Genomic DNA, 23,873 nt, shown 5'->3' with positions numbered 1-23,873 from the left:
CCGTTCCACAGCGGCTGGGTCACTGTAGTACCCAACGAGACGCAAGGGGAACGGAGTTACGCATCGGATGCCTGTGCCGCCCTGCCCCGCAGCAGCTCCCGCTCCCGGGCGTTGCCGGTCAGCTCCGCCGCCCGTGCGAACTCCGCCCTCGCCTCCGCCGTACGGCCCAGGCGCCACAGCAGGTCGCCGCGGACGCTGGGCAGGAGGTGGTAGTCGCGGAGGGTCGGCTCGGCGGCCACGGCGTCGACGATCTCCAACGCCGGGCCCGGGCCGTCCGCCATCGAGACGGCGACCGCGCGGTTGAGCTCGACGACCGGGGACGGGGTGCGGGCGGTCAGCAGGCCGTACAGGGTGGCGATGCTCGCCCAGTCGGTCTCCTCGTAGGTGTACGCGTGCGCGTGGCAGGCCGCGACGGCGGCCTGGAGGGCGTACGGGCCAGGGGGGCCGGCGGAGGCGGCGCGGGCCCGGTCCAGGGCGGTGATGCCGCGGGCCAGGAGCATGCGGTTCCAGCGGCGGCGGTTCTGGTCCTTGAGCAGGACGGGCGCGCCGTCGGGGCCGGTGCGGGCGGCCGTGCGGGAGGCCTGGAACTCCAGCAGGGACGCCAGCGCGTGCACCTCGGGCTCCTTCGGCATCAGCGCCGCCAGCTGCCGGGCCAGCCGCAGCGCGTCCTCGCACAGCGCCGGGCGCAGCCAGTCGTCGCCGGCGGTGGCCGCGTAGCCCTCGTTGAAGATCAGGTAGATGACGTCGAGGACCGAGCCGAGCCGGGCCTCGCGGTCGGGGCCGTAGGGCACCTCGAAGGCGACGTTCTTCGTGGCCAGCGTCTTCTTGGCGCGGACGATGCGCTGCGCGACCGTCGGCTCGGGGACCAGGAAGGCGCGGGCGATCTCGGCCGTGCCCAGGCCTCCGAGCAGGCGCAGGGTGAGCGCGGTGCGGGCCTCGGGGGACAGCACCGGGTGGCAGGCGGTGAAGACGAGCCTGAGCAGGTCGTCGTCGATGTCGTCGGGGGCGGCGGGTTCCTCGGCTGGGACCGTCGTCTCCAGGCTGCGGCCGATCTCCTGGAGCTTGCGGGCGTAGTTCTCCCGGCGGCGCACCAGGTCGACGGCGCGGCGGCGGGCGATGGTGGTGAGCCAGGCGCCCGGGTGGTCCGGCACACCGCTGTGCGGCCACTGCTCCAGCGCGGCGACCAGCGCGTCCTGCGCCAGCTCCTCGGCGATGCCGACGTCCCGGACGACCCGGGTGACGGCGGCGACGACCCGCGGGAACTCCATGCGGAAGACGGTCTCGATCGCGTGTGCGGCGGTGGGCTGTGACGGTGACTGCACAACCCACCATGCAACACCCTCGGACGTCCCGGGGCCAGGGCGACCCGGGCTCTCAGCCCTCGGCGATCTCCCGCACCTCGCAGGTCACCGTCCAGTGCTCCTCGTGGACCTTCAGGAAGCGCTTGGTCCACTCCAGCGCCTCGGCCATGTCCTTGCACTGCATGAGCGCGTAGCCGCCGACGACCTCCTTGGACTCGGTGAACGGGCCGTCGGTGACGGAGATCTTCCCGCCCTCCCAGTGCACACGGACGCCCTGCGCGGACGGGGTCAGGCCGGCGGTGTCGAGCATGACGCCCGCCTTGGTGACCTCCTCGATCAGCTCGCCCATGCGCTGCATCAGCTCGGGGCTGGGGCCCTCGGCGGGGGCGGAGGCCTCGTCGATCTTCACGAGCGACAGGTAACGGGGCATGGTGACTCCCTCGGGACGGCGACTCGTACGGTGACGAGCCTCGCGGGCGGGGCCTGTCCCCGCCTCTCATCCCTGCGTCGAACGGGAGGCGGCCGGATCGACACCCTCGCTCAATCTTTTTCCGAGGAGGATTCCGGCGCTACTTCAGCGACTCCCACAGCTCCCTCGCCGCCGGCTCCTTCGCGATCACCCGGTTGGGGTCGGAGGGGGCGGTCACCACCGGCATCATCACCGTGGTGAGGCCGCCGGCCGACAGGCCCTTCAGGCTCTGGCCGAGTTCCATCAGCTCGCCGAGGGAGTCGAGGCCGGTGTCGGTGGTCAGGCTGCCGGTGACCGCGTCGGCGACCTCGTAGAGCTGGGTGGGGCTGGTGAGGAGGTCGGTCGAGGAGATCTGTTCCAGCAGGGCCGTGACCAGCTTCTGCTGGAGGCCTATCCGGCCGAGGTCGCTGCCGTCGCCGATGCCGTGCCGGGTGCGGGCGAGGGCGAGGGCCTGTCTGCCGTTCAGGTGATGGGTGCCGGCCTCGAGGTGCAGATGGCTGTCGTCGTCGTCGATGTCCTCGTCGGTGGTGACGGTGACCCCGCCGAGCGCGTTCACCAGCTTCGCGAAGCCCGAGAAGTCGACCTCGATGTAGTGGTCCATGCGGACGTTCGTGATCGACTCGACCGTCTTGACCGCGCAGACCGGACCGCCCAGCGAGTAGGCGGTGTTGAACATCACGCCGTACGCCGTCGCCGTCGAGCCGCCGTCGGACAGCGGGCAGGACGGGCGCGTGACGAGGGTGTCGCGCGGGATGCTGACGACGGTGGCCGACGTCCGTCCGGCGTCGATGTGCACGACCATCGCCGTGTCGGAGCGGGCGCCGGAGCTGTCGCCGCCGCCGAGCTCCTGGTTCTCCTTGCCGCTGCGCGAGTCCGAGCCCAGCACCAGGATGTTCACGGCCTCGGTGGGCAGCGGGGAGGCGGACGCGGAGCCGGACGGGCTGGGGGTCGTGACCGCCTTCGCGGGGCGGTTGTCGCCGAGGGCGTTGTCGATGTCGACGCTCTTGATGTTGTCGTTGAGCCGCCAGTACGCCCAGCCCGCCGTCCCGACGCCCGCCACCAGGGCGGCGGCCAGAGTGAGGCCGGCGATCTTCAGTACGGTCGATCGCCGGCCTGCTCTTCTGCCGTCCGCGTCGCGCTCCTCGTGTCCCGTCACGGGGAGGAACATAGGTCCGAATCATTAGGGGACTGTTAGGAGAAGCGGCACGAGCGGGATTTCTTGCGAAAATCTCAGGATTCTCAGCCCACTGTCAGCTCATCCCACAGTCAGCTCAGCGCACTGTCATCTCAGCCCACTGTCATCTCGGCGTCCTCAGCTCAGCTCAGTGTCACCGCGGGCACCGGATTGCTCCCGCTCCACGACGCGTTGAACCCGAAGCTCACCGAGCCGCCGTCCGGGACCGTCCCGTTGTACGAGGCGTTCGCGCACGAGACGGCCGCCCCCGACTGGGTGCAGGTCGCGTTCCAGGCCTGGGTGATCTGCTGCCCCGCGCCGTACGTCCAGGTCACCTTCCAGGACGACAGCGAGGCGCCCGAGCAGGAGATCGTCACGTTCCCGGTGAACCCGGTGTTCCACTGGCTGCCCACGCTGTACGCGGCCGTGCACGCCCCGCTCGGCGGAGTGGTCGGCGGCGGGGTGGTCGTCGTCCCGCCGAGCGCCTCGGAGATGCCGTAGTAGGCCGGTTTCGGCGCGTAGTTCGCGTCGTACGGCGTCGCCGCCCCGTAGCCCGGGAAGGTGCTGTCGACCCAGGAGTCGGAGTCGGTGAAGCCCCAGACGGTGAGGTTCACACAGCGGGCGACCGCGACGCAGGCGGCCGTGACCGCCTTGTAGTCGGCCTTCTGCTGGGCGAGCTTCGTGGCGTCCGCCGGGAGCGCCATCCGGATGTCCAGCTCGGTGATCGCCACGTCGACGCCGAGGTCGGCGAAACGCTGGATGTTCTGCTGGAGGGTGGACGGCACCTGACCGAGGATCAGGTGGGCCTGGAGGCCGACCCCGTCGATCGGGACGCCCCGTTCCTTCAGCGACTTGACCAGGTTGTACAGGGCGGTCGACTTCGCGTTGACGCCCTCGACGTTGTAGTCGTTGATGTACAGCTTGGCGGCCGGGTCGGCGGCCCGCGCCCAGGTCAGGGCACTGGCGATGTAGTCCGTGCCGAGGCCGTTGTACCAGAGGGTGGAACGGTAGGTGCCGTCCTCGTTGAAGGGCTCGTTGACGACGTCCCAGGCGGCGATCTCGCCCTTGTAGCGGCCCACCTCGGTGTTGATGTGGTTCTGGAGCAGGGTGCCGAGCTGGGCGGAGGTCCAGCTGCCGTTCGTGAGCCAGCTCGGGTTCTGGCTGTGCCAGACGAGGGTGTGGCCGCGCACCTGTTGGTTGTGGGCCTGCGCGAAGGCCACGATCTGGTCGGCCTCCGCCCAGTTGAAGGTTCCCTGGGTCGGCTCCACCGAGCCCCACTTCATGGCGTTGCCGGGGGTCAGCGAGTTGAACTGGGCCCCGGCGACGTCTCCGTAGGTCCCGGTGAGCTTGGAGCCGGTGACCGCCGTGCCGATGACCTTGCCCTTGGCTGCGCCGAGATCGCGCAGGGGCGTGTCGGCGGCCTGCGCGGTCGTGACGCCGGCGCCGAGCAGGGCGCCGGCGGCGGCCGCTGCGGTGAGCAGGACGGCGAGACTCGCCCGTACGGATGTACCGAAGGTGGATGTACCGAAAGTGGATGTACTGAAGGTCTTGGAGGTTCTCACTGCGGGTGCCTCCGAAAGTTTCGGTTGTGCAACCGATTGACTTCGGAGGAGTGTGGAGGCGCTCGCCCCACCCGTCAATACGTCAACTTCCGGTCAATCGCGTGGACTTCAGGCCACCGGAGCCCCGGTGCTCGCCCGCACGACCAGGCTGGTCGCCAGCTCCACCCGGGTCGCCGTCGGCGCCTCCTGCGCACGCCCCAGCTCCAGCACCAGCCGGGCCGCGGCCTCGGCCATCTCCGTCAGCGGCTGCCGTACGGTCGTCAGCGGCGGGCCCAGCAGGCGGGCCACCGGCAGATCGTCGAAGCCGACCACGCTCACGTCCTCCGGGATGCGCAGCCCCAGCTCGCGGGCGGCCTCGTACAGACCGAGCGCCTGGAGGTCGTTGCCGGCGAACACGGCCGTGGGCCGGTCGGGGCGGTCCAGCAGCTCGCGGCCGAGCCGGTGGCCGGTCTCGTGGTGGAAGTCCCCGGTCTTGATCAGTCCCTGCTCGACCGGCAGCCCGGCCGTCTCCAGCGCCGCCCGGTAGCCGTCGATCCGGGCCCGGCTGCACATCATCTGCGGCGGCCCGCTGATCGCCCCGATCCGCCGGTGCCCCAGCTCGACCAGGTGCCGGGTGGCGGCGAGCCCGCCCTGCCAGTTGGTGGCGCCGATGGACGGCACGTCGGCGCCCGGGTCGCCGGCCGGGTCCATCACCACGAACGGGATGGAGCGGCTGGTCAGCAGCGCCCGCTGGGACTCGTCGAGCCCGGACAGGACGAGGACCACGCCGTGCGGGCGGCGGGCGGCGACCTGGTCGGCCCAGGTCCGCCCCGGGGTGAGCCGTCCCGCGCTCTCGCTCAGCACCACGCTCAGCCCGGCGTCCCGCGCCACGTTCTCCACGCCCCGGATGACCTCCATCGCCCACGCGCTCTCCAGCTCGTGGAAGACCAGGTCGATCAGGGGCGAGCGGGTGGCCTCGGCACGGCGGCGCCGGTAGCCGTGCGCGCGCAGCAGCTCCTCCACGCGGGTGCGGGTCGCGGGGGCGACGTCGGCGCGGCCGTTGAGGACCTTCGAAACAGTCGGCGCCGAGACGCCGGCCTCGCGGGCGATCTCCGCGAGGGTCGCGGTCTGCGGCGACCGCGCTTCCGTCCGCGTTTCTGCGGGGTCCGAGGGTGTCATGGCGGCGATCGTATCCCCGCGCGACCTCTTGACGAACCTATTGCGACGCCATAGGTTCCCGGAACATTCGAAGCAATGGCCGAAACATTCGTACGTTCGACACCGATACGAAGCGATACCGGTACCCCGACTGGTGGCTCACCGACCTCTGACAGGAGTTTCATGACCACCGCCCCCTGGCGTGACCCCGCCCTGCCCGCCGCCGCCCGTGTCGACGACCTGCTCCCCCGGATGACCCTGGAGGAGAAGACCGCGCAGCTGTACGGCGTGTGGGTCGGCGCCGACACGGACGGCGACGGAGTCGCCCCGCACCAGCACGACATGACCTCCGACTACGACTGGGCCGAGCTGATCACCCGGGGGCTCGGCCAGCTGACCCGTTCCTTCGGCACGGCCCCCGTGGACCCGGCGCTCGGCGCGCGGGCGCTGGCGCGCGCGCAGCGCCGGATCGCCGCGGCGGGCCGCTTCGGCATCCCGGCGGTCGCCCACGAGGAGTGCCTGGCCGGCTTCACCGCCTGGCGGGCCACCGCCTACCCGGTCCCGCTGGCCTGGGGCGCCGCCTTCGACCCGCCGCTGGTGGAGGAGATGGCCCGGCACATCGGCCGGGACCTGCGCGCGGTCGGCGTGCACCAGGGCCTCGCCCCCGTCCTGGACGTCGTCCGCGACCCGCGCTGGGGGCGGGTCGAGGAGACGATCGGGGAGGACCCGTATCTGGTCGGCACGGTGGGCGCCGCCTATGTGCGCGGGCTGGAGTCGGCCGGGATCGTCGCCACGCTCAAGCACTTCGCCGGGTACGCGTCCTCGGCGGGCGCCCGCAATCTGGCCCCGGTGCGGGCGGGCGCCCGGGAGTTCGCGGACGTGACGCTGCCGCCGTTCGAGATGGCGCTGCGCGAGGGCGGCGCGCGGTCGGTGATGGCGGCCTACACGGAACGCGACGGAGTGCCCGCCTCCGCCGACCCCGAGCTGCTGACCCGGCTGCTGCGCGAGGAGTGGGGCTTCACCGGGACGGTCGTCGCCGACTACTTCGGCATCGGCTTCCTGCAGACCCTGCACCGGGTGGCGGGCACCCCGGCGGAGGCGGCGCGGCTGGCGCTGGAGGCCGGCGTCGACGTCGAGCTGCCGACGGTGAAGTACTACGGGGACGAGCTGGTGGCGGCCGTGCGGGCGGGCGAGGTCGGGGAGGAGCTGGTGGACCGGGCCGCCCGCCGGGTGCTGCTCCAGAAGTGCGAACTGGGCCTGCTGGACGAGGACTGGCAGCCGCAGCCCCCGGAGACGACCGACAGGACGAACGGCGAGACGGCCGGCGAGACGGTCCGCGCGGCGATCGACCTCGACCCGGCCGCGAACCGCGCGCTCGCCCGTCGGCTGGCGGAGGAGTCGGTGGTCCTGCTGGACAATGCCGACGGACTGCTCCCCCTCGCCCCCGACACCCGCGTGGCGGTGGTGGGCCCGCGGGCGGCGGACGCCCTGGCGATGCTGGGCTGCTACTCCTTCCCGTCCCATGTCCTCACCCACCACCCCGGGGTGGAGCTGGGCATCGAGATCCCGACGCTGCTGGAGTCCCTGCGGGCCGAACTCCCGGACGCGAAAGTGACGTTCACGGAAGGGTGCGGGGTGTCCGACCCCGACGCGTCCGGCTTCACGGAGGCGGTGGCCCGGACCGCGGAGGCGGACGTCTGCGTGGCCGTCCTGGGCGACCGGGCGGGCCTGTTCGGCCGGGGCACCTCCGGCGAGGGCTGCGACGTGGCCGACCTGAGCCTGCCGGGCGTCCAGGGCGAGCTGCTGGACGCGCTGGTGGCGACGGGCGTCCCGGTGGTCCTGGTCCTGCTCACCGGCCGCCCGTACGCGCTGGGCCGCTGGGACGGGCGGCTGGGGGCGGTCGTCCAGGCGTTCTTCCCGGGAGAGGAGGGCGGTCCGGCGGTCGCGGGAGTGCTGTCGGGCCGGGTGAACCCCTCGGGCCGCCTCCCGGTGAGCGTGCCGCGCGTGCCCGGCGGCCAGCCGTGGACCTACCTCCAGCCGCCGCTGGGCCTGGCCGGCGAGGTCAGCAACCTGGACCCGACCCCGCTGTACCCCTTCGGCCACGGGCGCTCCTACACGACGTTCGCCTGGGAGGACTTCGCGGGCCCCGACGCCGAGATCGCCACGGACGGCGCCTACGACCTCTCCGTCACCGTCCGCAACACCGGCGACCGGGCGGGCGCGGAGGTCGTCCAGCTGTACCTGCACGACCCGGTGGCGAGCGTGACGCGTCCCGACGTACGCCTGATCGGCTACCAGCGGCTGGAGCTGCCCGCCGGCGGGGCGGCCCGGGTGACCTTCCCCTTCCACGCCGACCTGTCCGCCTTCACCGACCGCGCGGGACGGCGCGTGGTCGAACCCGGGGCGCTGGAGCTGCGGTTGGGCGCCTCCAGCGCGGACGCCCGCGAGGTGGCCCGGCTGCGCCTGACCGGACCGGTGCGCGAGGTGGGCGCGAACCGGCGACTGCGCTGCGAGGCGGAGGTGGCACAGACCCCGTGACGGCCGTACGGCCGTGATCGACGTCGTACCGGTGTGTCAGAATCCGCCGACACCCCAGCAGTACGACGGGTCCGACGGGTACGACGGGAACCGCGATGGACATCCCCATAGGCGACGGTATGGGCGACCGGAGTCGGGTCGCCCCGGGCTCTGCGCTCTCCCCGCTCCATGAGTGGCTGCTCGGCGTCGTCATGCTCGCGCTGGCCTGGCTGCCGAGGGCGGTCGCCGGAGCGGTCGCGGTCCTGCTGTTCTCCCTCTGGGGTCCGCCGTGGGCACCGCTCGCACCGCTGTTCCTGGTCGTCGTCGAGATCACCCGGGCCGTCGGGGCGGGCCGCGGCCCGCTGCCCGGGCGGGCCGTGCGCCCCGGCGACGAGCCGGAGCTGACCGCGCTGGTGCGGGACGTCGCCGAACGGCTCGGCTTCCGCGGGCCGTTGCTGGTGCGGATCGTGCCCGGCGTCCAGGCGGCCCTGGGCCGCGCGGACGTCTCCGGCGTACGCGCCTACGTCCTCCTGCTCGGCCTGCCCCTGCTGCGCACCCTGACCGAGGCCGAGCTGGCGTGCGTGATCGCGCACGAGCTGGCGCACGAACGGCACGCCCGCGACCGCCGCGCGACCCTGCTGCGGTTCGCCCGCGCCCGGCTCGCGGACCGTTTGGACGGCCGCTTCCGCCCGCTCGCGCCCCTGGCCGCACCCTTGCTGCGCGCCTCCCAGCCCGTGTTCTGGCACGCGGAGACGGCGGCCGACGCCGACGCGGCACGGATCGGGGGCAGTGCGGCCACCGCCGAGGCGCTGCGCCGGGTCGCCCTGCTCGACGCCGCCTTCGACGGACTCGGCGAGCGCTGGCTGTCGGCGCTGGCCGAGGAGGACGCCTACCCCGAGGACTTCTACGACGCCGTCGACACCGCCCTCGCCGACCCGCACGTCGTCCGCCGGACCGCCCGCGCCGCCGCCCAGGCGGAGGCCGTGGACCCGTACGCCACGGCCGACCACCCGCCCCTGGAGGACCGCGTGGCCGCGCTGCCGCCCCACTCCGTCGCCCCGTACGGCACGGCGCCGCTCACCCTGCGGACCGCGGCGGCCGTCGAGGCGTGGTGCGTCCGACGGCTCGCGGGCCTGGACTGGGAGCCGGCGAACGAGCCGGGCGAGGACGTGCGTCCGGTACGCGTCCTGGACCTGCCCCACAGCGAACTGCGCGAACTCGGCTACGACACCCGTCTGTCCCTTCTGCACGCGACCCGCCGGGACAGCTCGACCGAGGCGGTGGCGCTGGCCCTGGACGCCCTCGCCGACGGCGGCTGGACACGGCTGGCCCGCCGGGTCGAACCCGCCCTGCGCCGGGTGCCCGCGTCCGTCCGCCCGGCGTTCACCCGCAGCGTCCTGGCGAGCGCCGTGAGCCCGCCCTTCGCGGAGGTCCTGTGCGCGACGGGCTGGACGTACACCAGCCCCTGGCTCACCACCGTCGTCACCGCGCCGGACGAGGACAGGGTCGTCGACCTGCACGAGCTGCTGGGCGAGGCCCTGCGCAGCGGGGACCCGGGACCGGTACGGGCCCTGTGGGCGTCCGCGGAACCGAAGGAGTGGGCCGTATGAGGGAGTGGGTCGTATGAGGGAGTGGGCCGTATGAGACGCCCCGGACCCGCCCTGCGCGTGGGTCTGCTGGGCGTGGCCGTCGTCCTCCTGGGCTACGCCCTGTTGGCCGCCTGGGCCGGCTTCCACGCCCAGCGCTACCTCGACGCCCGCGACCGGGCCTCGGCCACCGCCCCCGGCGTGGTCGTGGAGGACCACATCGGAGACGACGACGACATCCGCGTGCGCTGGACGGACGACGAGGGCCGCACCCGCGTACAGCGCTTCGGCGTCTACGACACCGGCCGCTACCTCGAGGGCGACGACTTCCCCGTGGACTACGACCCCGCCGAGTCCTCTCCCCGGGGCTTCCCGGCCGACCCGGACGAGACCGCCGACGAGGACGACCTCCTCGCCCCGCTCTTCATCGGCGCCCTGGTCGCCGTCCCGCTGCTCTGCGTCTGGGCCTGGCGCGGCCTGCGCTTCCGCCTCACGGCGCTGCGCCCCGGCCGCCCGACGACGGCGTACGTCCGTTTCGGCGCCCGGCAGCCGACGATTCTCCGGGACGCGAAGACGACCTGGCTGGAGCTGGCCGACCTCGAGGGCGGCAGGCACTGGCAGCGCGTCATGTGGCACCCGGCCCTGGACGGGGTCACCGGCCCGGTCGAGGCGACCGTGCACCGCGCGAAGGACGGGACCCGCCTCCCGGCCGTGGTCGCCCTCCCCGACGGCACCCGGCTGGTCCCCCTGGGCCGGCTGCGGACCCGCCCGTCGCCGGGAGTCGTCTTCGACGACCACGACGCGGTCCGCACCGACCTGCGCGACGCCTTCGTCCTCCCGGCCGGCACGGTCCCGCGCCCGGCCGTCCCCTGGCGACGGCGCATCGCCCACCCCGCCCTCGTCGGCCTCGTCCTCGGCCCGTTCCCGGGCGTCTTCCTGACCGGGGGCAGTCTGACCGGCACGGTCAGCGTCACTCTCGGCGTGGCCGCCCTCCTGACGTCGGCGTGGGCCCTGTCGGCGCCGCAGCCGTGACGGGCCGGGGCCGCGGGTGGGAGGCGGCCGTGCTCACCCGGTCCGCTCGTCCCCCGTGGCGAAGTACCGCTGCACGTACTCCCCCGGCGGCAGCGCGCTCTCGCGCATGAGGGAGAAGACCTCTGCGCCGTCCCCGGGGACGGCGTCCATGGCGTAGGCCTCGGCGAAGCCGACGTACTCGACGGCGTCGAGGTCCGCGCAGTACTCGGCGGCCTCGGCCTCCGCACGGTCGATCGCCTCGTCCGCGGTCCGGGCGGTCCAGAGGGTGACGCGTTCCTCGTAGACGTCCAGGGAGGCATGCCGCACAACGCACCGGACGCCGTACCAGGACGGCTGCGGCCCGTCCGACTCGAACCGCCAGCGGTGGACGGTCCGGGTCACCAACTCACCCTCGGGCTCCGGGAGTTCGGGGAGGTCGGCGTCGTACGGCGCATCCCACCACGTGATGACCAGCACCCGGTCCTGCGGGGCGCGGAGGATCTCGCGGCGCAGGGGCTCACGGGCCGGCACCTGGGCGTGGGCCCAGGCGAGGAGGTCCGCTCCCCTGCCCTCCGCCGCCCGGGCCTCCCACATCAACGCGACCGTCATGGCGTGATCCTCATGAGTACAGGTTGTCCTTGCTGACCTCGTGCACATGGTCGTGGCCGTGGTCATGACCGTGGTCGTGGCCCGGGACGTGGGGGTCCGTCACCGGGAGGGAGGAGTCGGCCGACAGGTCCCAGCTGGACGCCGACCGCCCCCTCGCCACCATCTCCGCGCCCAGGGCCGCGACCATCGCGCCGTTGTCCGTGCACAGCTTGGGGCGCGGAACGCGCAGCCGGATGCCGGCCGCCTCGCAGCGCTCCTGGGCCAGGGCCCGCAGCCGCGAGTTGGCGGCCACGCCGCCGCCGATCATCAGATGGTCGACGCCCTCGTCCTTGCAGGCCCGGACGGCCTTGCGGGTCAGGACGTCCACGACCGCCTCCTGGAAGGAGGCCGCCACGTCCCGCACCGGGACGTCCTCCCCCGCCGCCCGCTTCGCCTCGATCCAGCGGGCCACCGAGGTCTTCAGACCGGAGAAGGAGAAGTCGTACGCCGGGTCGCGGGGGCCGGTGAGGCCGCGCGGGAACGCGATGGCCTTCGGGTCGCCCTCGCGCGCGTACCGGTCGATGACCGGGCCGCCCGGGAAGCCCAGGTTCAGCACGCGCGCGATCTTGTCGAAGGCCTCGCCCGCCGCGTCGTCGATCGTCGCGCCCATCGGGCGTACGTCCGAGGTGATGTCGGAGGAGAGCAGCAGCGAGGAGTGGCCGCCGGACACCAGCAGCGCCATCGTCGGCTCCGGCAGCGGGCCGTGCTCCAGCTGGTCCACGCAGATGTGGGAGGCGAGGTGGTTGACGCCGTAGAGGGGCTTGCCGAGGGCGTAGGCGTACGCCTTGGCGGCCGAGAGCCCGACGAGCAGCGCTCCGGCGAGCCCGGGGCCGGCGGTGACGGCGATCCCGTCCAGATCCCGCGCGCTCACCCCGGCCTCCTTCAGCGCCCGCTCGATGGTCGGGACCATCGCCTCCAGGTGGGCCCGGGAGGCGACCTCCGGGACGACCCCGCCGAAGCGGGCGTGTTCGTCGACGCTGGAGGCGATGGCGTCCGCCAGCAGGGTCGTGCCGCGCACGACGCCGACGCCGGTCTCGTCACAGGAGGTCTCGATGCCGAGGACGAGCGGTTCGTCAGCCATGGGTCTCGGTTCCTTGCACAGATGTCGATTCCGTTGAAACTACTGATGAGGAGGGGTCGGTCAGGCGCATCACCAGGGCGTCCACGTTGCCCGGCTGGTAGTAGCCGCGCCGGAAGCCGATGGGCTCGAAGCCGAAGCGCTCGTAGAGCTTCTGAGCCCGGACGTTGTCCACCCGGCACTCCAGCATCACCTCGGCGCACTCGAAGGCGGTCGCCGCGCGCAGCAGCTCCGTCAGCAGGCGGCCGCCGAGGCCCGTGCCCCAGTGGTCGCGGGCGACGGCGATGGTCTGGACGTCGGCCAGGTCCCCGGACGAGGTCAGGCCGGCGTATCCGACGATCCGGTCGCCGTCCTCGGCCACGACATAGCGGCGCGTCGCCTCGGCGCCGCGGGAGTGCGCCAGCTCGGACCAGAACATGCCCCGGGACCAGGCGTCCTCGGGGAAGAGGTCCTTCTCCAGTTCGAGCACCGGATCGATGTCCCACCAGCGCATCTCGCGCAGCGCCGGCACGGGGGTGACGGGTTCGGGATCGGTCACTTGGGGGTGACCACCTTGTAGTTCTTGGGGACCTGGGCGTCCGGCCGGCGCAGATACAGCGGGCGCGGCGCGGGTAGTTCCTCGCCCGCGGCGAGCCGCTCGGCGGCCAGTGCGGCCAGCGCGGCCGCGGAGACGTGCTCCGGCGCGTGTACGTCGGGGAAGGAGTCCGGGTACAGCAGCGCGCCCGCGCCGACGGCGGGCAGTCCGGCCAGCTGTCCGGCGATGTCGGCGGGCCGGTCCACGGCCGGGTCCGTCAGCCGGGTCCGGGAGTCGGCGTAGCGCGCCCAGTAGACCTCCTTACGGCGGGCGTCGGTCGCCACGACGAAGGGGCCGGCGAGGTCGGCGGCGTAGGCGAGGCCGTCGAGCGTGCACAGTCCGTGCACGGGGACGCCGAGCGCGAGCCCGAAGGTGTCGGCGGTCATCAGACCGACGCGCAGCCCGGTGTACGGGCCGGGGCCGACGCCCACGACGATCCCGGTGACGGCGTCGAGCCTGCGCCCCGCCTCGGCGAGGAGCCGGTCGACGGCCGGCAGCAGCAGCTCGCCGTGCCGGCGCGCGTCCACCTGACTCGAGGAGGCGATGACGTCCGTGCCGTCGTGCAGCGCGACGGTGACGGCGGGGGTGGCGGTATCCAGAGCGAGCAAGAGCACGCAAACAGCCTACGGCTCCGCGCCGCGCTCCTCTCCGCCTGTGCCGGATGTCCCGACCGACCCCACGACGACTGCTAACGTCACCGCAAAACATGACATACGACGATGAGGTGGTCGCCGTGGCAAGCAGCAGCTCGACGTTGGTCGCCGGGCTCACCGCGGCGGCTGTCGCGACGGTCGGTCTCCTGGGCTACCGGGCGTCCGCGAACGTGCCCTCGGGTCTCGGCAGAGCGCACGCCGGCGTCGTCTCCGCCCCGGCGACGAAGGCTCCCCGCGACAAGAAGAACCCCGCCGCGCTGCCGGGCGGCTCCGGCAAGGGCGAGCGGGTGGTGTACTCGGTGGACGACGACCGGGTGTGGCTGGTCGGCGCGAACGGCAGGACCATGCGGACGTTCAAGGTCACCCCCGGCACCGTCGACCCGCTCCCGGGCACGTACGTCGTCACCTCGCGGGCTGCCGCGGTCACCGGCACCGACGGCGCCCCCATCGAGCACGTGGTCCGCTTCGCCGGCGTGAACGGCGTGACGGTGGGCTTCAGCGCGGCGGTGGACGGCTCGACGTCGGCGCCCGACTCGTCGGTGCGGACGGGCGGCATCCGGCAGTCCCGCGCGGACGGCGACGCGATGTGGATCTTCGCGACGATCGGGGAGCCGGTCGTCGTGATCCGGTAGGACCGCCACCGGGCAGGACCGCCACAGGAGGGGGCCGCCACGGGATGGGGCTGCCACCGGATGGTTCCGCTACGACGTCAGGCGGCCTTGCGGTGCTCGACGCGCTCCTTCGCGGGCGCGCGGTCGGGCAGGCGCGGCGGCGTCGAGACGGCCCGTGCGGCCGCGCAGGAGGCCAGCAGGTCGCGCATGGACACCTGGCCGGGGGCGACGGGCCGCGGCTGGGCCACGGAGGGCTCGGTGGCCGACATGGACGCCTCCTGGGACCGGGGCGGACCTAGTTAGGCACACCTAACTAGGGACTGGATACCATGTGACCACGCCCCGGACGCCGAACGCAACATCTTGCCGACGCGATGTCGGAAACTCTCGGACCGAACAGAACGCTCAGACCGAACAGCACGCTCAGACGGCGAGCACGCTCAGGTCCGCCGAAGCCCACCGCCGCCCGAGGCCCGTCACCGTCACATGGCGCACCTCGTCGGTCGTGTCGCCCACGGCGCGGTGGATGACGAGCTGCAGCCGGTCGTCCGTCAGCTCCTCGACCTTGCCCTCGCCCCACTCCACGACGATCACGGAGTCGGGCAGCGACACGTCGAGGTCCAGGTCCTCCATCTCGTCGAGCCCGCCGCCCAGGCGGTACGCGTCGACGTGGACGAGCGGCGGACCGTCGCCGAGGGAGGGGTGCACGCGGGCGATCACGAAGGTCGGGGAGGTGACCGCGCCGCGCACGCCGAGCCCCGCGCCGAGCCCGCGGGTGAGCGTCGTCTTGCCGGCGCCGAGCTCCCCGCTGAGCATCACGAGATCACCGGCGCGCAGCAGCTTGGCCAGCCGGCGGCCCAACTCCCCCATCTGCTCGGGAGAGGTGACCGTGAGCTGGACGTCAGCCGGGTTGCGCGGTGCTGCTGGTGCTTCCATAACCGCCCACGGTAGCTCCTGCGGGCACGGCGCCCGCGCGGGTGAGGAGGTCGGCGAGACGGTCGGTGACCACTTCCGGGTGCTCCAGCATCACGAGGTGCCCGGCGTCCGGCACGAGGACCAGTTCGGCGTCCGGCAGCAGGTCGGCGATGGCCTCGCTGTGCTCGCTCGGGGTGACCAGATCCCCGATGCCGGCCAGCACCAGCACCGGCATGTCGGTGAAGAGGGCGAGCGCCTCGGTCTTGTCGTGGTCGGTGAAGGCCGGGTAGAACTCGGCGACCACGTCGATCGGCGTGCCCTCGATCATCCGCTCGGCGAACCGGGCGACGGCCGGGTCGACGTCCCGGGACGCGAACGAGTACCGCTTGATGATCCCGGCGAAGAGATCGGCGGTGGCCCGCCGCCCCTTCTCCACCAGGGCCGCCTGCTGCCCGAGCGCCTTCAGCACGCCCGGCAGCACCCGCCGCACCGCGTTGACCCCGGCGACCGGCAGCCCGAAGTTGACCTCGCCCATCCGCCCCGAGGACGTGCCGACGAAGGCGGTGGCGACGACCCGCTCCGCGATCAGCTCGGGATACTGCGCGGCCAGGGCCATCACCGTCATGCCGCCCATGGAGTGCCCGACGAGCACGATCGGCCCCTCGGGCACGGCCGCGTCGATCACGGCCTTCAGGTCGCGCCCCAGCTGGTCGATGGTGACCGGCACGCCGTCCTGCGCCTGGGCCGTCCCGCGCGCGGACCGGCCGTGGCTGCGCTGGTCCCAGTGCACGGTCCGTACGACGCCCCGCAGAGCCGCCCGCTGGAAGTGCCAGGAGTCCTGGGTGAGGCAGTAGCCGTGGCTGAAGACGACGGTGACGGGGAGCGGGGCCTTGCGCCCGAAGAGCCTGCGCCGCCGGTTCGCCGGTCCGCCCTGGGGCTCGACGTCGTCGACCTCGTAGTACAGCTCGGTGCCGTCGTCGGCGTACGCCTTGCCGGGGGTGCCCCGCAGCGCGCCGTACGGGCCCGCCGAGTCGAGCGCGAGGCGGGCCTTGGCCCGCATCCCCCGTCCGACGGTCATCCGCTCCAGGGCGACCCCGGCCGCGGCGCCCGCGGCGATCACGCCTATCGCGGCGCCGGCGATGCCGGTAGCCCGGCGCCAGTTCCCGGCGGCCCCCGTGGCGGAGGCGGCGGCGACGGCCGCGGAGGCGGCGCTCGCCACCGCCTCGGCGCTGCTCTCGCTCACGACCCGCTCCCGTCCGGTTCTTCTGATTCTTGCGGTGGTTCTGCTGGTTCCTGCCGTGGTCCTTGTGGTTCCTGTCGTGGTCCTTCTGGTTCCTCGTCGAGGTAGACGCGCGGAACGCGGGCGCCGATGCGCGTGACGATCTCGTACCCGATGGTTCCGGCCGCCTGCGCCCAGTCCTCGGCCGTGGGCTCGCCGCGGTCGCCGGGGCCGAAGAGGACCGCCTCCGCGCCCGGCCCGGGCTCGTCGCCGCCGAGGTCGACGACGAACTGGTCCATCGCGATCCGCCCGGCGACCGTCCGCCACTTGCCGCCGACCAGCACCGGACCGGTCCCCGAGGCGTGCCGCGGAACGCCGTCCGCGTACCCCAGCGGGACCAGGCCGAGCGTGGTGCGGCCCGGGGTGACGTAGTGATGGCCGTAGCTCACGCCATGCCCGCCCGGGACCTGCTTGACCAGGGCCAGGGAGGCGGCCAGCGTCATCACCGGACGCAGGCCCAGGTCGGCGGAGGCGCCGACCGCCGGGCTGGGCGAGAGGCCGTACATGGCGATGCCCGGTCGGACGAGGTCGAAGTGGGTCTCCGGGAGGGTGAGCGTGGCCGGGGAGTTGGCGATGTGGCGCACCTCGGGCCGGAGGCCGCGCAGCTCGGCGTACGACACCATCTCGCGGAAGAGGGCGAGCTGGGCGGCGATGGAGGGGTGGCCGGGTTCGTCGGCGCAGGCGAAGTGCGACCAGAGCCCGGTGACGCGGACGAGCCCGGCGTCCTCGGCCCGCCGTGCGGCGGCGACCAGCCCGGCCCAGTCGTCCCCGGGCTGACACCCGTTCCGGCCCAGCCCGGTGTCGGCCTTGAGCTGCACCCGAGCGGTCCGGCCCGCGGCACGAGCCGCGGCTCCCGCCGCCTCCAGCGCCCACAGGTCACTCACCGAGACGTCCAGACCGGCCTCGACGGCCTCCCGCCAGGGGCCGCCCGGCGTCCACAGCCAGCACATGATCCTGACGTCCGCGGGCAGCTCGCCCGAGGCGCGCAGCGCCAGGGCCTCCTCGGGCGTGGCGGTGCCCACCCAGGTGGCCCCGGCCTGTACGGCCGCGCGGGCGCACGGCAGGGCGCCGTGGCCGTACCCGTCGGCCTTCACCACGGCCATGAACGCCGCGCCCGGCGCCTGGGCGCGCAGGGCCGTCACGTTGGCCCGCAGCGCGGCCAGGTCGATCTCGGCACGGGCGCGCGGCGGGGCGGCGGTCGTCTCGGCAGTCTCACTCATCGCGCCCAGTGTCTCAGAGGGGTCCGACCGGCTCTAAGTACCGGGCCGGTGGCCCCACACGTAGACCCGGTCCCCCTTCTTCAGCACGCCCCACAGCTTGCGCGCGTCGCCGAGGGTGAGGTTGACGCAGCCCATGGAGCCGATGGTGGTGTGGATGGTGCCGTAGACGGCGTGGAAGGCCTGTCCGCCGTCGAAGAACTGGGCGTAGGGCATAGGGGTGTTGTACAGCGTCGACACATGGTTCTTGTGCCGCCAGTAGACCGTGTGCCACCCCTTGCGGGTCGGATAGGCGGCCCGCCCGCTCCGCATGGACACCGGACCGAAGACGACCTTCGACCCCTTCTGCACCCAGGTCAGCTGCCGGTTGAGGTCGACGCACGCCACCCGGTACGTCCGCACCGGACACTTCTTCTTCGCGTTGGGATCCTTCTTCGCGGAGATGAGCTGCATCCGCGCCCAGGTGACGGGCCCCGCGAACCCGATCGCGGGCTTGATCTTCTGCTTCTGCTGGAACGCGCGGATGGCCTTGCAGTCGGCGGCGGACTGCTTCCCGTCCGCCTTCAGCTTCAGCCACCGTTCGACCGGCCGCTGATAGGGCCCGGTCCTCTTGCTGCACGCCACCCGCGCGGCCGCCTCGTCCAACGGCACGTACTCGACGAGCGCGTACGTCCCCTCCACCGCGTCCCGAGGCTCCACGGCGTCCTCGGCCGCGCTGGGCCGGTACACGGTCGGCGCCAGCACCTGGTCGGGCGTGTCGATCTGCCAGGGCTGCCCCGACCCCGGCGGAACCCCCGGCACCAACTGGGTCTCCGGGCTGGGGGGAGCGGGCGCGCCCGAGGCCACCCCGGCGGGCAGCACGATCGCCGCAGCGAGCAGGACGGCGACAGTCCGACATGCGATACGTCTGCTGATCATGCGATCAGAGAATCGCGGGGGCGAGGGAGGAAGGGGGAGGAGGGGGACGGCGCGCGGAGAGGTCACTCATTCCGACGAGCGCCAACATTTCAGCGCCGGGCGGCAGATGTCAGCCCCTGGGGTCCCCTCTGGGGGAGTCTGAGGACGAGGCCCTTTCGTGGCCGAAGCGAGGGTCCGGGGGGCAGCAGCCCCCAGGGACGGGACGGGAAGGGAAGGGGCTGCGGAGGCGAGAGCAGCCCGGCGCTCACCCCCGTACATCCCGCCAAGCCCCCGGAAGGGCCGCGGCCACGTCCTGCGCCCCCACCGGGGCCCCACCCGCCGCGAACCGTCCCGCCAGCCCGTGCAGATACGCCCCCACACTCCCCGCGTCCACCGCGGAGAGCCCCGCCGCGAGCAACGACCCCGCAAGCCCCGACAGCACGTCCCCGCTCCCCGCTGTGGCCAGCCACCCCGTCCCGGTCGCATTCACCCGCACCACACCACCGCCGCTGTCGGCCACCAAGGTCGTAGACCCCTTCAACAGCACCGTCGCCCCATACCGCCCCGCCAGCTCCCGCACCGCGGCCAGCCGGCCCCCCTCGACCTCCTCCCGAGCCACCCCCAACAACGCGGCCGCCTCCCCCGCATGAGGGGTCATCAAGGTAGGCGCGGCACGCCCCCGCACCGCCCCCACCTCCGCCAGCCGCAGCCCGTCCGCGTCGATCAGCACCGGCACCTCCGCGGCCACGGCCAACACCTCCGCGACGCCCGCGGCGTCGTCCCCCGCGCCGGGCCCGACGACCCACGCCTGCACCCGCCCCGCCTGTGCAGCCCCCTGGTCGGACACGAGCGTCTCGGGGAACCGCGCGAGGACCGCGGCCCCGGCGGGACCGACGTACCGCACAGCCCCCGCCCCGCCCCGCAGCGCCCCCGCGACGGCCAGCACGGCGGCCCCGGGATACCGGGAGGACCCGGCGGCGATCCCGACGACCCCGCGCCGGTACTTGTCGCTCTCGCCGGACGGCGTCGGCAGCAGCGCCGCCACGTCCGCGTGCTGCAAGGCCTCCAGCTCGGGCCGGGCGGGCAGCACGGACCCGAGCCCGATGTCGACGAGCCGCACCGACCCGGCGTACTCCCGCGCGGGATCGACGAGCAGCCCCGGCTTGTGGGTCCCGAAGGTCACGGTGAGATCGGCCCGTACCGCCGCCCCGCGCACCTCTCCCGTGTCCGCCTCCACCCCGCTGGGCAGGTCCACGGCGACGACGGCGGCCCGGGACTCCCCGGCCAGCGCGGCCAGCGCGGCGGCGGCCGGCCGCAGCCCGCCCTTCCCGCCGATCCCGACGATGCCGTCGACCACGAGATCGGCCCGCCGAACCGCGTCCTCGGCGGCGTCCCCGGTGTCGACGGCGTCCCCGGTCTCGACGTCCTGCGCAGTCGCCGCGGTGAGCGTGCGCCCGCCGGCCCGACACAGCGCCGCCAGCCCTGCCGCATGCGTGCGCCCGGGCGCGAGCAGCACCGCGGTCACGCCCGCTCCCCGCCGGGCCAGCCGGGCCCCGGCGTACAGGGCGTCGCCCCCGTTGTCCCCACTGCCGACCAGCAGCACGACCCGTCGCCCGTACACCCGCCCGAGGAGATCCGCGCAGGCGGCGGCGAGCCCGGCGGCGGCCCGCTGCATCAACGCCCCTTCGGGCAGCCGGGCCATCAGCTCCCGCTCGGCACTCCGGACCGTCTCGACACCGTAGGCAGTACGCATGACAGCGAGTCTCCCCCGAAACACCCGCTTCCTCACGGCCGCCTCCTCTTCGGCGCGACGCAGACGACCGGGATGCCGTGCCGCAGTTGACCGCGGGACGCGCACGACCGCGCGACGCCACATGACCGCGCGACGCCACATGACCGCGGGACGCGCACGACCGCGCTAGGTCACATGGCCGGCGAGCCAGTGTTCACCCCTCCGCGATCACCACCGCCGAAGCCACCCCCGCGTCATGGCTCAACGAGAGGTGCCAGGACCGTACGCCCAGCTCGGCGGCGCGAGCGGCGACGCTCCCCCGGACCCGCAACCGGGGCTGCCCACTGTCCTCGACGTACACCTCCGCGTCGGTCCACAGCAGCCCCGCCGGCGCCCCCAGCGCCTTGGCCAGCGCCTCCTTCGCCGCGAACCGCGCCGCCAGCGAGGCGACGCCCCGCCGCTCTCCGCCGGGCAGCAGCAACTCCCGCTCGACGAACAGCCGTCGGGCCAGTCCGGGCGTCCGTTCCAGGGACGCCGCGAACCGATCGATCCCGGCCACGTCGATACCGACCCCGATGATGCTCATGCCGAGCACCCTACGGCCGGCCCCGCCGCCCGGCCGTCCCCGCCCGGCCCCCCGGCCGCCCATGCGACTGTCACAGGCGACTGCTAGCCTGCGGCGACTTGATCACGCCAGGGGGGCGGGGGAATGAGCAGTACCAGCGTCGGCATGGGCTCTTCGGGGCCGACTTTCGATCCGTTCGACAACACACCCGAGCTGATCCCCCTGCGCACGGCCGCGCAGGCGGGGGACTGGTCGGCCGTGCGGGCCTGTTTCGCGGGCCTGGACTCCGTGGACAAGGTCTCCTCCGCCTCGGCCGTCCTCGCCGACCTCGCCGGGGTCGAGACCTTCCTGGAGAAGGCGGCCGCCGACCTCCCCGGCGACCCGCTGCCGCGCACCCTCCTCGCCGAGCGGTACATCCGCATCGGCTGGGACATCCGCAGCGGCGCCCGCGCCCAGCACGTCTCCAGGGACCAGTTCGGCCAGTTCCACGCCTGGCTGCGCAAGGCCGAGCAGCTCCTGATCGAGGTCTGCGCCGAGCAGCCCGGGTACGCCCCCGCCTGGACCGCCCGCCTGCTGACGGCCCGCGGCCTGGAGCTCGGCCAGGCGGAGGCCCGCCGCCGCTACGACCGCCTCGCCGCCCACCACCCCCACCACTACCGTGCGCAGACCCAGCTGCTCCAGCAGCTGTGCCCGAAGTGGGGCGGCTCCTGGGACGCGGCGCACGGCTTCGCCCGGGAGTGCGCGAGGGACGCCCCCGACGGCGCGAACGCCGGCGCCCTGGTCGCCCTCGCCCACATCGAGCACTGGCTGGACCTGGAGAGCCCCGAGCGCGCCGCCTATCTGCGCGGTCTGCCGGTCCGCGACGACCTGCGCTTCGCCGCCCAGGTCTCCGTCCTGAACGCCGGCCACCGCCCCGACTGGAACACGCTCGGCGCGCACAGCGCGTTCGCGTTCGCCTTCTCGATCGGCGGGCACTTCGCGGAGGCGGCCCCGCACTTCGCCTTCCTCGGCGACCGCGCCTCGGAGTTCCCGTGGCAGTACACGCAGGACCCGAAGTCCGCATTCCTGAAGTTCCGCGAGTCCGCGCTGGGGGCCGACCACCGATGACGACAGAACTGCGGCCACTGGACGGCCTGGTCTCCCACACCACCACCCAGGGCATCCCCACCCTCTACGCCCCGGTCTCCGCCGCCGCCGGCAAGGAGACGACGGCCGGTCTCCTCTTCCGCGTGGGCCGCGCCGACGAGACCCTGGCCACGGCCGGGATCACCCATCTCGTCGAGCATCTCGCCCTGCACCGCCTCGGCGTGTCCGACCTGCACTTCAACGGCGCGACGGCGAACGCGTACACCCTCTTCCACGTCACCGGCGGCGAGAAGGAGGTCGTCGAGTACCTCAACGGGGTGTGCGCGGCGCTCCGGGACCTGCCGATGGACCGGCTGGAGACCGAGAAGGAGATCCTGCGCACGGAGGCGGCGGGCCGCGGCACCGGCCCGCACCACCAGATGCCGCTGTGGCGGTACGGCGCCCAGGGCTACGGCCTGTCCAGCTACACCGAGCTCGGCACCTGGGGCCTGACCCCCGAGCAGGTGGGCGACTGGGCGCGGACCCGCTTCACCCGGGACAACGCGGTGCTGTGGATCACCGGCGACCACGTCCCCGAGGGCCTGGACCTCGCCCTCCCCGAGGGCGTCCGCGTCCCGGCGCCCGCCGCGACCAGCTCGCTCCCCGTCACCCCCGCCTACATCCGGGGCGACGACGGCCATGTCGTCCTCACCTCGGTGGTCCGGCGCTCCACCGCGGCCTCCGTCTTCGCCGACGTCCTCGGCCGGGCCCTCTTCCAGGACCTGCGCCAGGAGGGCGGCTACTCCTACTCGGCGCAGGCCGACTACACCCCCCGCGACGCCGACTTCGCCACCCTCACCGCCTACGCCGACGCCCTCCCGCAGAAGCAGGACGCGGTCGTCGGCGGCTTCGTCGACACCCTGGCCCGACTGCGCACCGGCCGCATCGAACAGTCCGAACTGGACTCCGTCCGCGCCAAACTCCTCAAGATGTACGACGTTCCCGACCTGGAGGCCGCCGCCCTCCCGTCGTACGCGCTGAGCCTGCTGCTCGGGCACCGGATCCTCTCCCCCGAGCAGCACAGGGCCGAGCTGAACGCGGTGACGGTCGCCGACCTGCGCGAGGTGGCCCGCGAGGCGTGGGCCGGCGCACTGCTCCAGGCGCCCGGCCGGGGCGTCGACTGGGCAGGTCTCGCCCTCGCCCCGCAGTACTCCTCGACCACCGTCACGGGCACCCGGCACCCGTCCCTGAACGACGAACGGGTCGCTCTCGTCATCGGCGCCGAGGGCGTCACCCTGACCACCCCGGACGGCCCGGTCACCGTCCACTACGACGCCTGCGCGGCCATGACCGCCCGCCCCGACGGCGCCCGCGTCCTCACCGGCCACGACGCCTTCTCGGTCACCGTCGAGCCGACCCTGTACCAGGGGGTCACCCCGGAGCGGATCGCGGCGCTCGACGCCGGCGTCCCGGCGTCCGCGGTGGTACGGATGCCGGCCCGCGAAGCCGACGCGATCCCCCGTCCCCGCAAGCGCGAGAAGCCCTCCGGCGAGCGGCGCACGCCCGGTGTGCCCCGCGCCTGGGGCTGGGCGGCGCTCCTCGTCCTGCTGGTCACGCTGGCGGCGGTCTGGCCGGTGGTCGGCGTGTACCTCATCGTCGAGCGGATCGAGCAGGGCCGCATACCGTCCCTGCCCGGCGTGTTCGGCATCGGTTTCCTGGAGTACACCCTGATCCGCTGGACCCGCACGGTGAACCAGCGCCGCAAGGACGCGCGCGGCTGACCGACGACCGGCCGAAGACAGGCCGAAGACCTGACGAAGACCGACGCCCGGCCGAAGACCTGACGAAGACCGACGACAGGCCGGCGACGGGCCGACGACAG

Annotated in this window: 21 protein-coding genes and 1 pseudogene; 6 read left to right on the top strand and 16 right to left on the bottom strand. The window is 73.6% G+C overall.

Translation table 11 applies throughout. From position 1 onward, the window contains the following. Nucleotides 1-56 precede the first annotated feature (56 nt). The 5 genes from OG562_RS26285 to OG562_RS26265 form a co-directional block, all read right to left on the bottom strand. Complete coding sequence (locus OG562_RS26285) at nt 57-1,322, bottom strand: RNA polymerase sigma factor (RefSeq protein ID WP_266401898.1); 1,266 nt, start codon at nt 1,320-1,322, stop codon at nt 57-59. A gap of 52 nt (nt 1,323-1,374) precedes the next feature. Next, the gene (locus tag OG562_RS26280; RefSeq protein ID WP_266401897.1) at nt 1,375-1,731 is read right to left on the bottom strand and encodes a YciI family protein; all 357 of its coding nucleotides are present in this window, start codon (nt 1,729-1,731) and stop codon (nt 1,375-1,377) included. Between the two features lie 139 nt (nt 1,732-1,870). Further along, a complete protein-coding gene (locus tag OG562_RS26275) occupies nt 1,871-2,938 on the bottom strand; it encodes an LCP family protein (RefSeq protein WP_266401895.1) in 1,068 nt (355 codons plus the stop codon). Between the two features lie 149 nt (nt 2,939-3,087). Then, a complete protein-coding gene (locus OG562_RS26270) occupies nt 3,088-4,425 on the bottom strand; it encodes an endo-1,4-beta-xylanase (RefSeq protein WP_266409525.1) in 1,338 nt (445 codons plus the stop codon). A 189-nt stretch (nt 4,426-4,614) separates the two neighbouring features. Beyond that, the gene (locus OG562_RS26265; RefSeq protein WP_266401892.1) at nt 4,615-5,664 is read right to left on the bottom strand and encodes a LacI family DNA-binding transcriptional regulator; all 1,050 of its coding nucleotides are present in this window, start codon (nt 5,662-5,664) and stop codon (nt 4,615-4,617) included. 162 nt (nt 5,665-5,826) lie between these two features. On the opposite strand from OG562_RS26265, the gene OG562_RS26260 reads away from it, so the two are divergent. From OG562_RS26260 to OG562_RS26250, 3 genes are all read left to right on the top strand, one after another. Next, nucleotides 5,827-8,181 carry a glycoside hydrolase family 3 N-terminal domain-containing protein gene (locus OG562_RS26260; RefSeq protein ID WP_266401890.1) on the top strand — a complete coding sequence of 785 codons (2,355 nt, stop codon included), beginning with the start codon at nt 5,827-5,829 and terminating at the stop codon, nt 8,179-8,181. A gap of 95 nt (nt 8,182-8,276) precedes the next feature. Further along, complete coding sequence (locus OG562_RS26255) at nt 8,277-9,770, top strand: M48 family metalloprotease (RefSeq protein WP_266401887.1); 1,494 nt, start codon at nt 8,277-8,279, stop codon at nt 9,768-9,770. 30 nt (nt 9,771-9,800) lie between these two features. Then, nucleotides 9,801-10,778 carry a hypothetical protein gene (locus OG562_RS26250; protein WP_266401884.1) on the top strand — a complete coding sequence of 326 codons (978 nt, stop codon included), beginning with the start codon at nt 9,801-9,803 and terminating at the stop codon, nt 10,776-10,778. Nucleotides 10,779-11,123: 345 nt separating this feature from the next. On the opposite strand, the pseudogene OG562_RS26245 reads toward OG562_RS26250, so the two are convergent. From OG562_RS26245 to tsaB, 4 genes and pseudogenes are all read right to left on the bottom strand, one after another. Further along, nucleotides 11,124-11,366, bottom strand: a pseudogene (locus OG562_RS26245) (hypothetical protein); the annotation flags it as partial. Between the two features lie 10 nt (nt 11,367-11,376). Next, nucleotides 11,377-12,486: a tRNA (adenosine(37)-N6)-threonylcarbamoyltransferase complex transferase subunit TsaD gene (tsaD, locus tag OG562_RS26240; RefSeq protein WP_266401881.1), complete on the bottom strand. Its 1,110-nt coding sequence runs from the start codon at nt 12,484-12,486 to the stop codon at nt 11,377-11,379. After that, nucleotides 12,479-12,976 (bottom strand): ribosomal protein S18-alanine N-acetyltransferase, encoded by a 498-nt coding sequence (gene rimI / locus OG562_RS26235; RefSeq protein WP_266409523.1) that lies wholly within the window; start codon nt 12,974-12,976, stop codon nt 12,479-12,481. Before rimI ends, tsaD begins: the two co-directional genes overlap by 8 nt. Nucleotides 12,977-13,017: 41 nt before the next feature. Next, nucleotides 13,018-13,671, bottom strand: coding sequence for a tRNA (adenosine(37)-N6)-threonylcarbamoyltransferase complex dimerization subunit type 1 TsaB (gene tsaB, locus OG562_RS26230; protein ID WP_266401879.1), 654 nt, complete (start codon nt 13,669-13,671; stop codon nt 13,018-13,020). Between the two features lie 119 nt (nt 13,672-13,790). Here tsaB and OG562_RS26225 point away from each other — a divergent pair, with 119 nt between their 5' ends. Continuing rightward, nucleotides 13,791-14,342 carry a hypothetical protein gene (locus OG562_RS26225; RefSeq protein WP_266401877.1) on the top strand — a complete coding sequence of 184 codons (552 nt, stop codon included), beginning with the start codon at nt 13,791-13,793 and terminating at the stop codon, nt 14,340-14,342. 77 nt (nt 14,343-14,419) lie between these two features. Here OG562_RS26225 and OG562_RS26220 read toward each other — a convergent pair whose 3' ends face one another. The 7 genes from OG562_RS26220 to OG562_RS26190 all read right to left on the bottom strand — a co-directional run bounded on the left by OG562_RS26220 (nt 14,420) and on the right by OG562_RS26190 (nt 20,947). Further along, nucleotides 14,420-14,590, bottom strand: coding sequence for a hypothetical protein (locus OG562_RS26220; protein WP_266401874.1), 171 nt, complete (start codon nt 14,588-14,590; stop codon nt 14,420-14,422). A gap of 154 nt (nt 14,591-14,744) precedes the next feature. Then, nucleotides 14,745-15,257 carry a tRNA (adenosine(37)-N6)-threonylcarbamoyltransferase complex ATPase subunit type 1 TsaE gene (gene tsaE / locus OG562_RS26215; RefSeq protein WP_266401872.1) on the bottom strand — a complete coding sequence of 171 codons (513 nt, stop codon included), beginning with the start codon at nt 15,255-15,257 and terminating at the stop codon, nt 14,745-14,747. Then, a complete protein-coding gene (locus OG562_RS26210; protein WP_266401869.1) occupies nt 15,223-16,479 on the bottom strand; it encodes an alpha/beta fold hydrolase in 1,257 nt (418 codons plus the stop codon). Before OG562_RS26210 ends, tsaE begins: the two co-directional genes overlap by 35 nt. Beyond that, nucleotides 16,476-17,735 carry an alanine racemase gene (gene alr / locus OG562_RS26205; protein WP_266401867.1) on the bottom strand — a complete coding sequence of 420 codons (1,260 nt, stop codon included), beginning with the start codon at nt 17,733-17,735 and terminating at the stop codon, nt 16,476-16,478. Before alr ends, OG562_RS26210 begins: the two co-directional genes overlap by 4 nt. 33 nt (nt 17,736-17,768) lie before the next feature. Next, nucleotides 17,769-18,650: a L,D-transpeptidase family protein gene (locus tag OG562_RS26200; protein WP_266401865.1), complete on the bottom strand. Its 882-nt coding sequence runs from the start codon at nt 18,648-18,650 to the stop codon at nt 17,769-17,771. Nucleotides 18,651-18,894: 244 nt separating this feature from the next. Further along, on the bottom strand, nt 18,895-20,382 hold the full coding sequence (locus tag OG562_RS26195; RefSeq protein WP_266401862.1) for an NAD(P)H-hydrate dehydratase: 1,488 nt from the start codon (nt 20,380-20,382) through the stop codon (nt 18,895-18,897). Between the two features lie 193 nt (nt 20,383-20,575). Then, nucleotides 20,576-20,947, bottom strand: a complete 372-nt coding sequence (locus tag OG562_RS26190; RefSeq protein ID WP_266401860.1) for a holo-ACP synthase — start codon at nt 20,945-20,947, stop codon at nt 20,576-20,578. 123 nt (nt 20,948-21,070) lie between these two features. Here OG562_RS26190 and OG562_RS26185 point away from each other — a divergent pair, with 123 nt between their 5' ends. Next, nucleotides 21,071-22,033, top strand: coding sequence for a hypothetical protein (locus OG562_RS26185; RefSeq protein WP_266401858.1), 963 nt, complete (start codon nt 21,071-21,073; stop codon nt 22,031-22,033). Beyond that, nucleotides 22,030-23,772, top strand: a complete 1,743-nt coding sequence (locus OG562_RS26180; RefSeq protein WP_266401855.1) for a pitrilysin family protein — start codon at nt 22,030-22,032, stop codon at nt 23,770-23,772. The genes OG562_RS26185 and OG562_RS26180 overlap by 4 nt, the downstream gene beginning before the upstream one ends. Nucleotides 23,773-23,873 lie beyond the last annotated feature (101 nt).

Origin of the sequence: Streptomyces sp. NBC_01275 (assembly GCF_026340655.1) — a bacterium.
GTDB lineage: Bacteria > Actinomycetota > Actinomycetes > Streptomycetales > Streptomycetaceae > Streptomyces.
The sequence above is the reverse complement of the archived record's forward strand: the minus strand, read 5'-3'. Positions and strand labels throughout refer to the sequence as shown.

What these genes read in the sequence shown, in the direction of transcription:
- OG562_RS26280 (WP_266401897.1), bottom strand. Translation starts at nt 1,731, where the DNA reads ATGCCCCGTTACCTGTCGCTCGTGAAGATCGACGAGGCCTCCGCCCCC.
- OG562_RS26275 (WP_266401895.1), bottom strand. Translation starts at nt 2,938, where the DNA reads ATGTTCCTCCCCGTGACGGGACACGAGGAGCGCGACGCGGACGGCAGA.
- OG562_RS26265 (WP_266401892.1), bottom strand. Translation starts at nt 5,664, where the DNA reads ATGACACCCTCGGACCCCGCAGAAACGCGGACGGAAGCGCGGTCGCCG.
- OG562_RS26260 (WP_266401890.1), top strand. Translation starts at nt 5,827, where the DNA reads ATGACCACCGCCCCCTGGCGTGACCCCGCCCTGCCCGCCGCCGCCCGT.
- OG562_RS26255 (WP_266401887.1), top strand. Translation starts at nt 8,277, where the DNA reads ATGGACATCCCCATAGGCGACGGTATGGGCGACCGGAGTCGGGTCGCC.
- OG562_RS26250 (WP_266401884.1), top strand. Translation starts at nt 9,801, where the DNA reads ATGAGACGCCCCGGACCCGCCCTGCGCGTGGGTCTGCTGGGCGTGGCC.
- tsaD (WP_266401881.1), bottom strand. Translation starts at nt 12,486, where the DNA reads ATGGCTGACGAACCGCTCGTCCTCGGCATCGAGACCTCCTGTGACGAG.
- rimI (WP_266409523.1), bottom strand. Translation starts at nt 12,976, where the DNA reads ATGCGCTGGTGGGACATCGATCCGGTGCTCGAACTGGAGAAGGACCTC.
- OG562_RS26220 (WP_266401874.1), bottom strand. Translation starts at nt 14,590, where the DNA reads ATGTCGGCCACCGAGCCCTCCGTGGCCCAGCCGCGGCCCGTCGCCCCC.
- tsaE (WP_266401872.1), bottom strand. Translation starts at nt 15,257, where the DNA reads ATGGAAGCACCAGCAGCACCGCGCAACCCGGCTGACGTCCAGCTCACG.
- alr (WP_266401867.1), bottom strand. Translation starts at nt 17,735, where the DNA reads ATGAGTGAGACTGCCGAGACGACCGCCGCCCCGCCGCGCGCCCGTGCC.
- OG562_RS26200 (WP_266401865.1), bottom strand. Translation starts at nt 18,650, where the DNA reads ATGATCAGCAGACGTATCGCATGTCGGACTGTCGCCGTCCTGCTCGCT.
- OG562_RS26195 (WP_266401862.1), bottom strand. Translation starts at nt 20,382, where the DNA reads ATGCGTACTGCCTACGGTGTCGAGACGGTCCGGAGTGCCGAGCGGGAG.
- OG562_RS26190 (WP_266401860.1), bottom strand. Translation starts at nt 20,947, where the DNA reads ATGAGCATCATCGGGGTCGGTATCGACGTGGCCGGGATCGATCGGTTC.
- OG562_RS26185 (WP_266401858.1), top strand. Translation starts at nt 21,071, where the DNA reads ATGAGCAGTACCAGCGTCGGCATGGGCTCTTCGGGGCCGACTTTCGAT.
- OG562_RS26180 (WP_266401855.1), top strand. Translation starts at nt 22,030, where the DNA reads ATGACGACAGAACTGCGGCCACTGGACGGCCTGGTCTCCCACACCACC.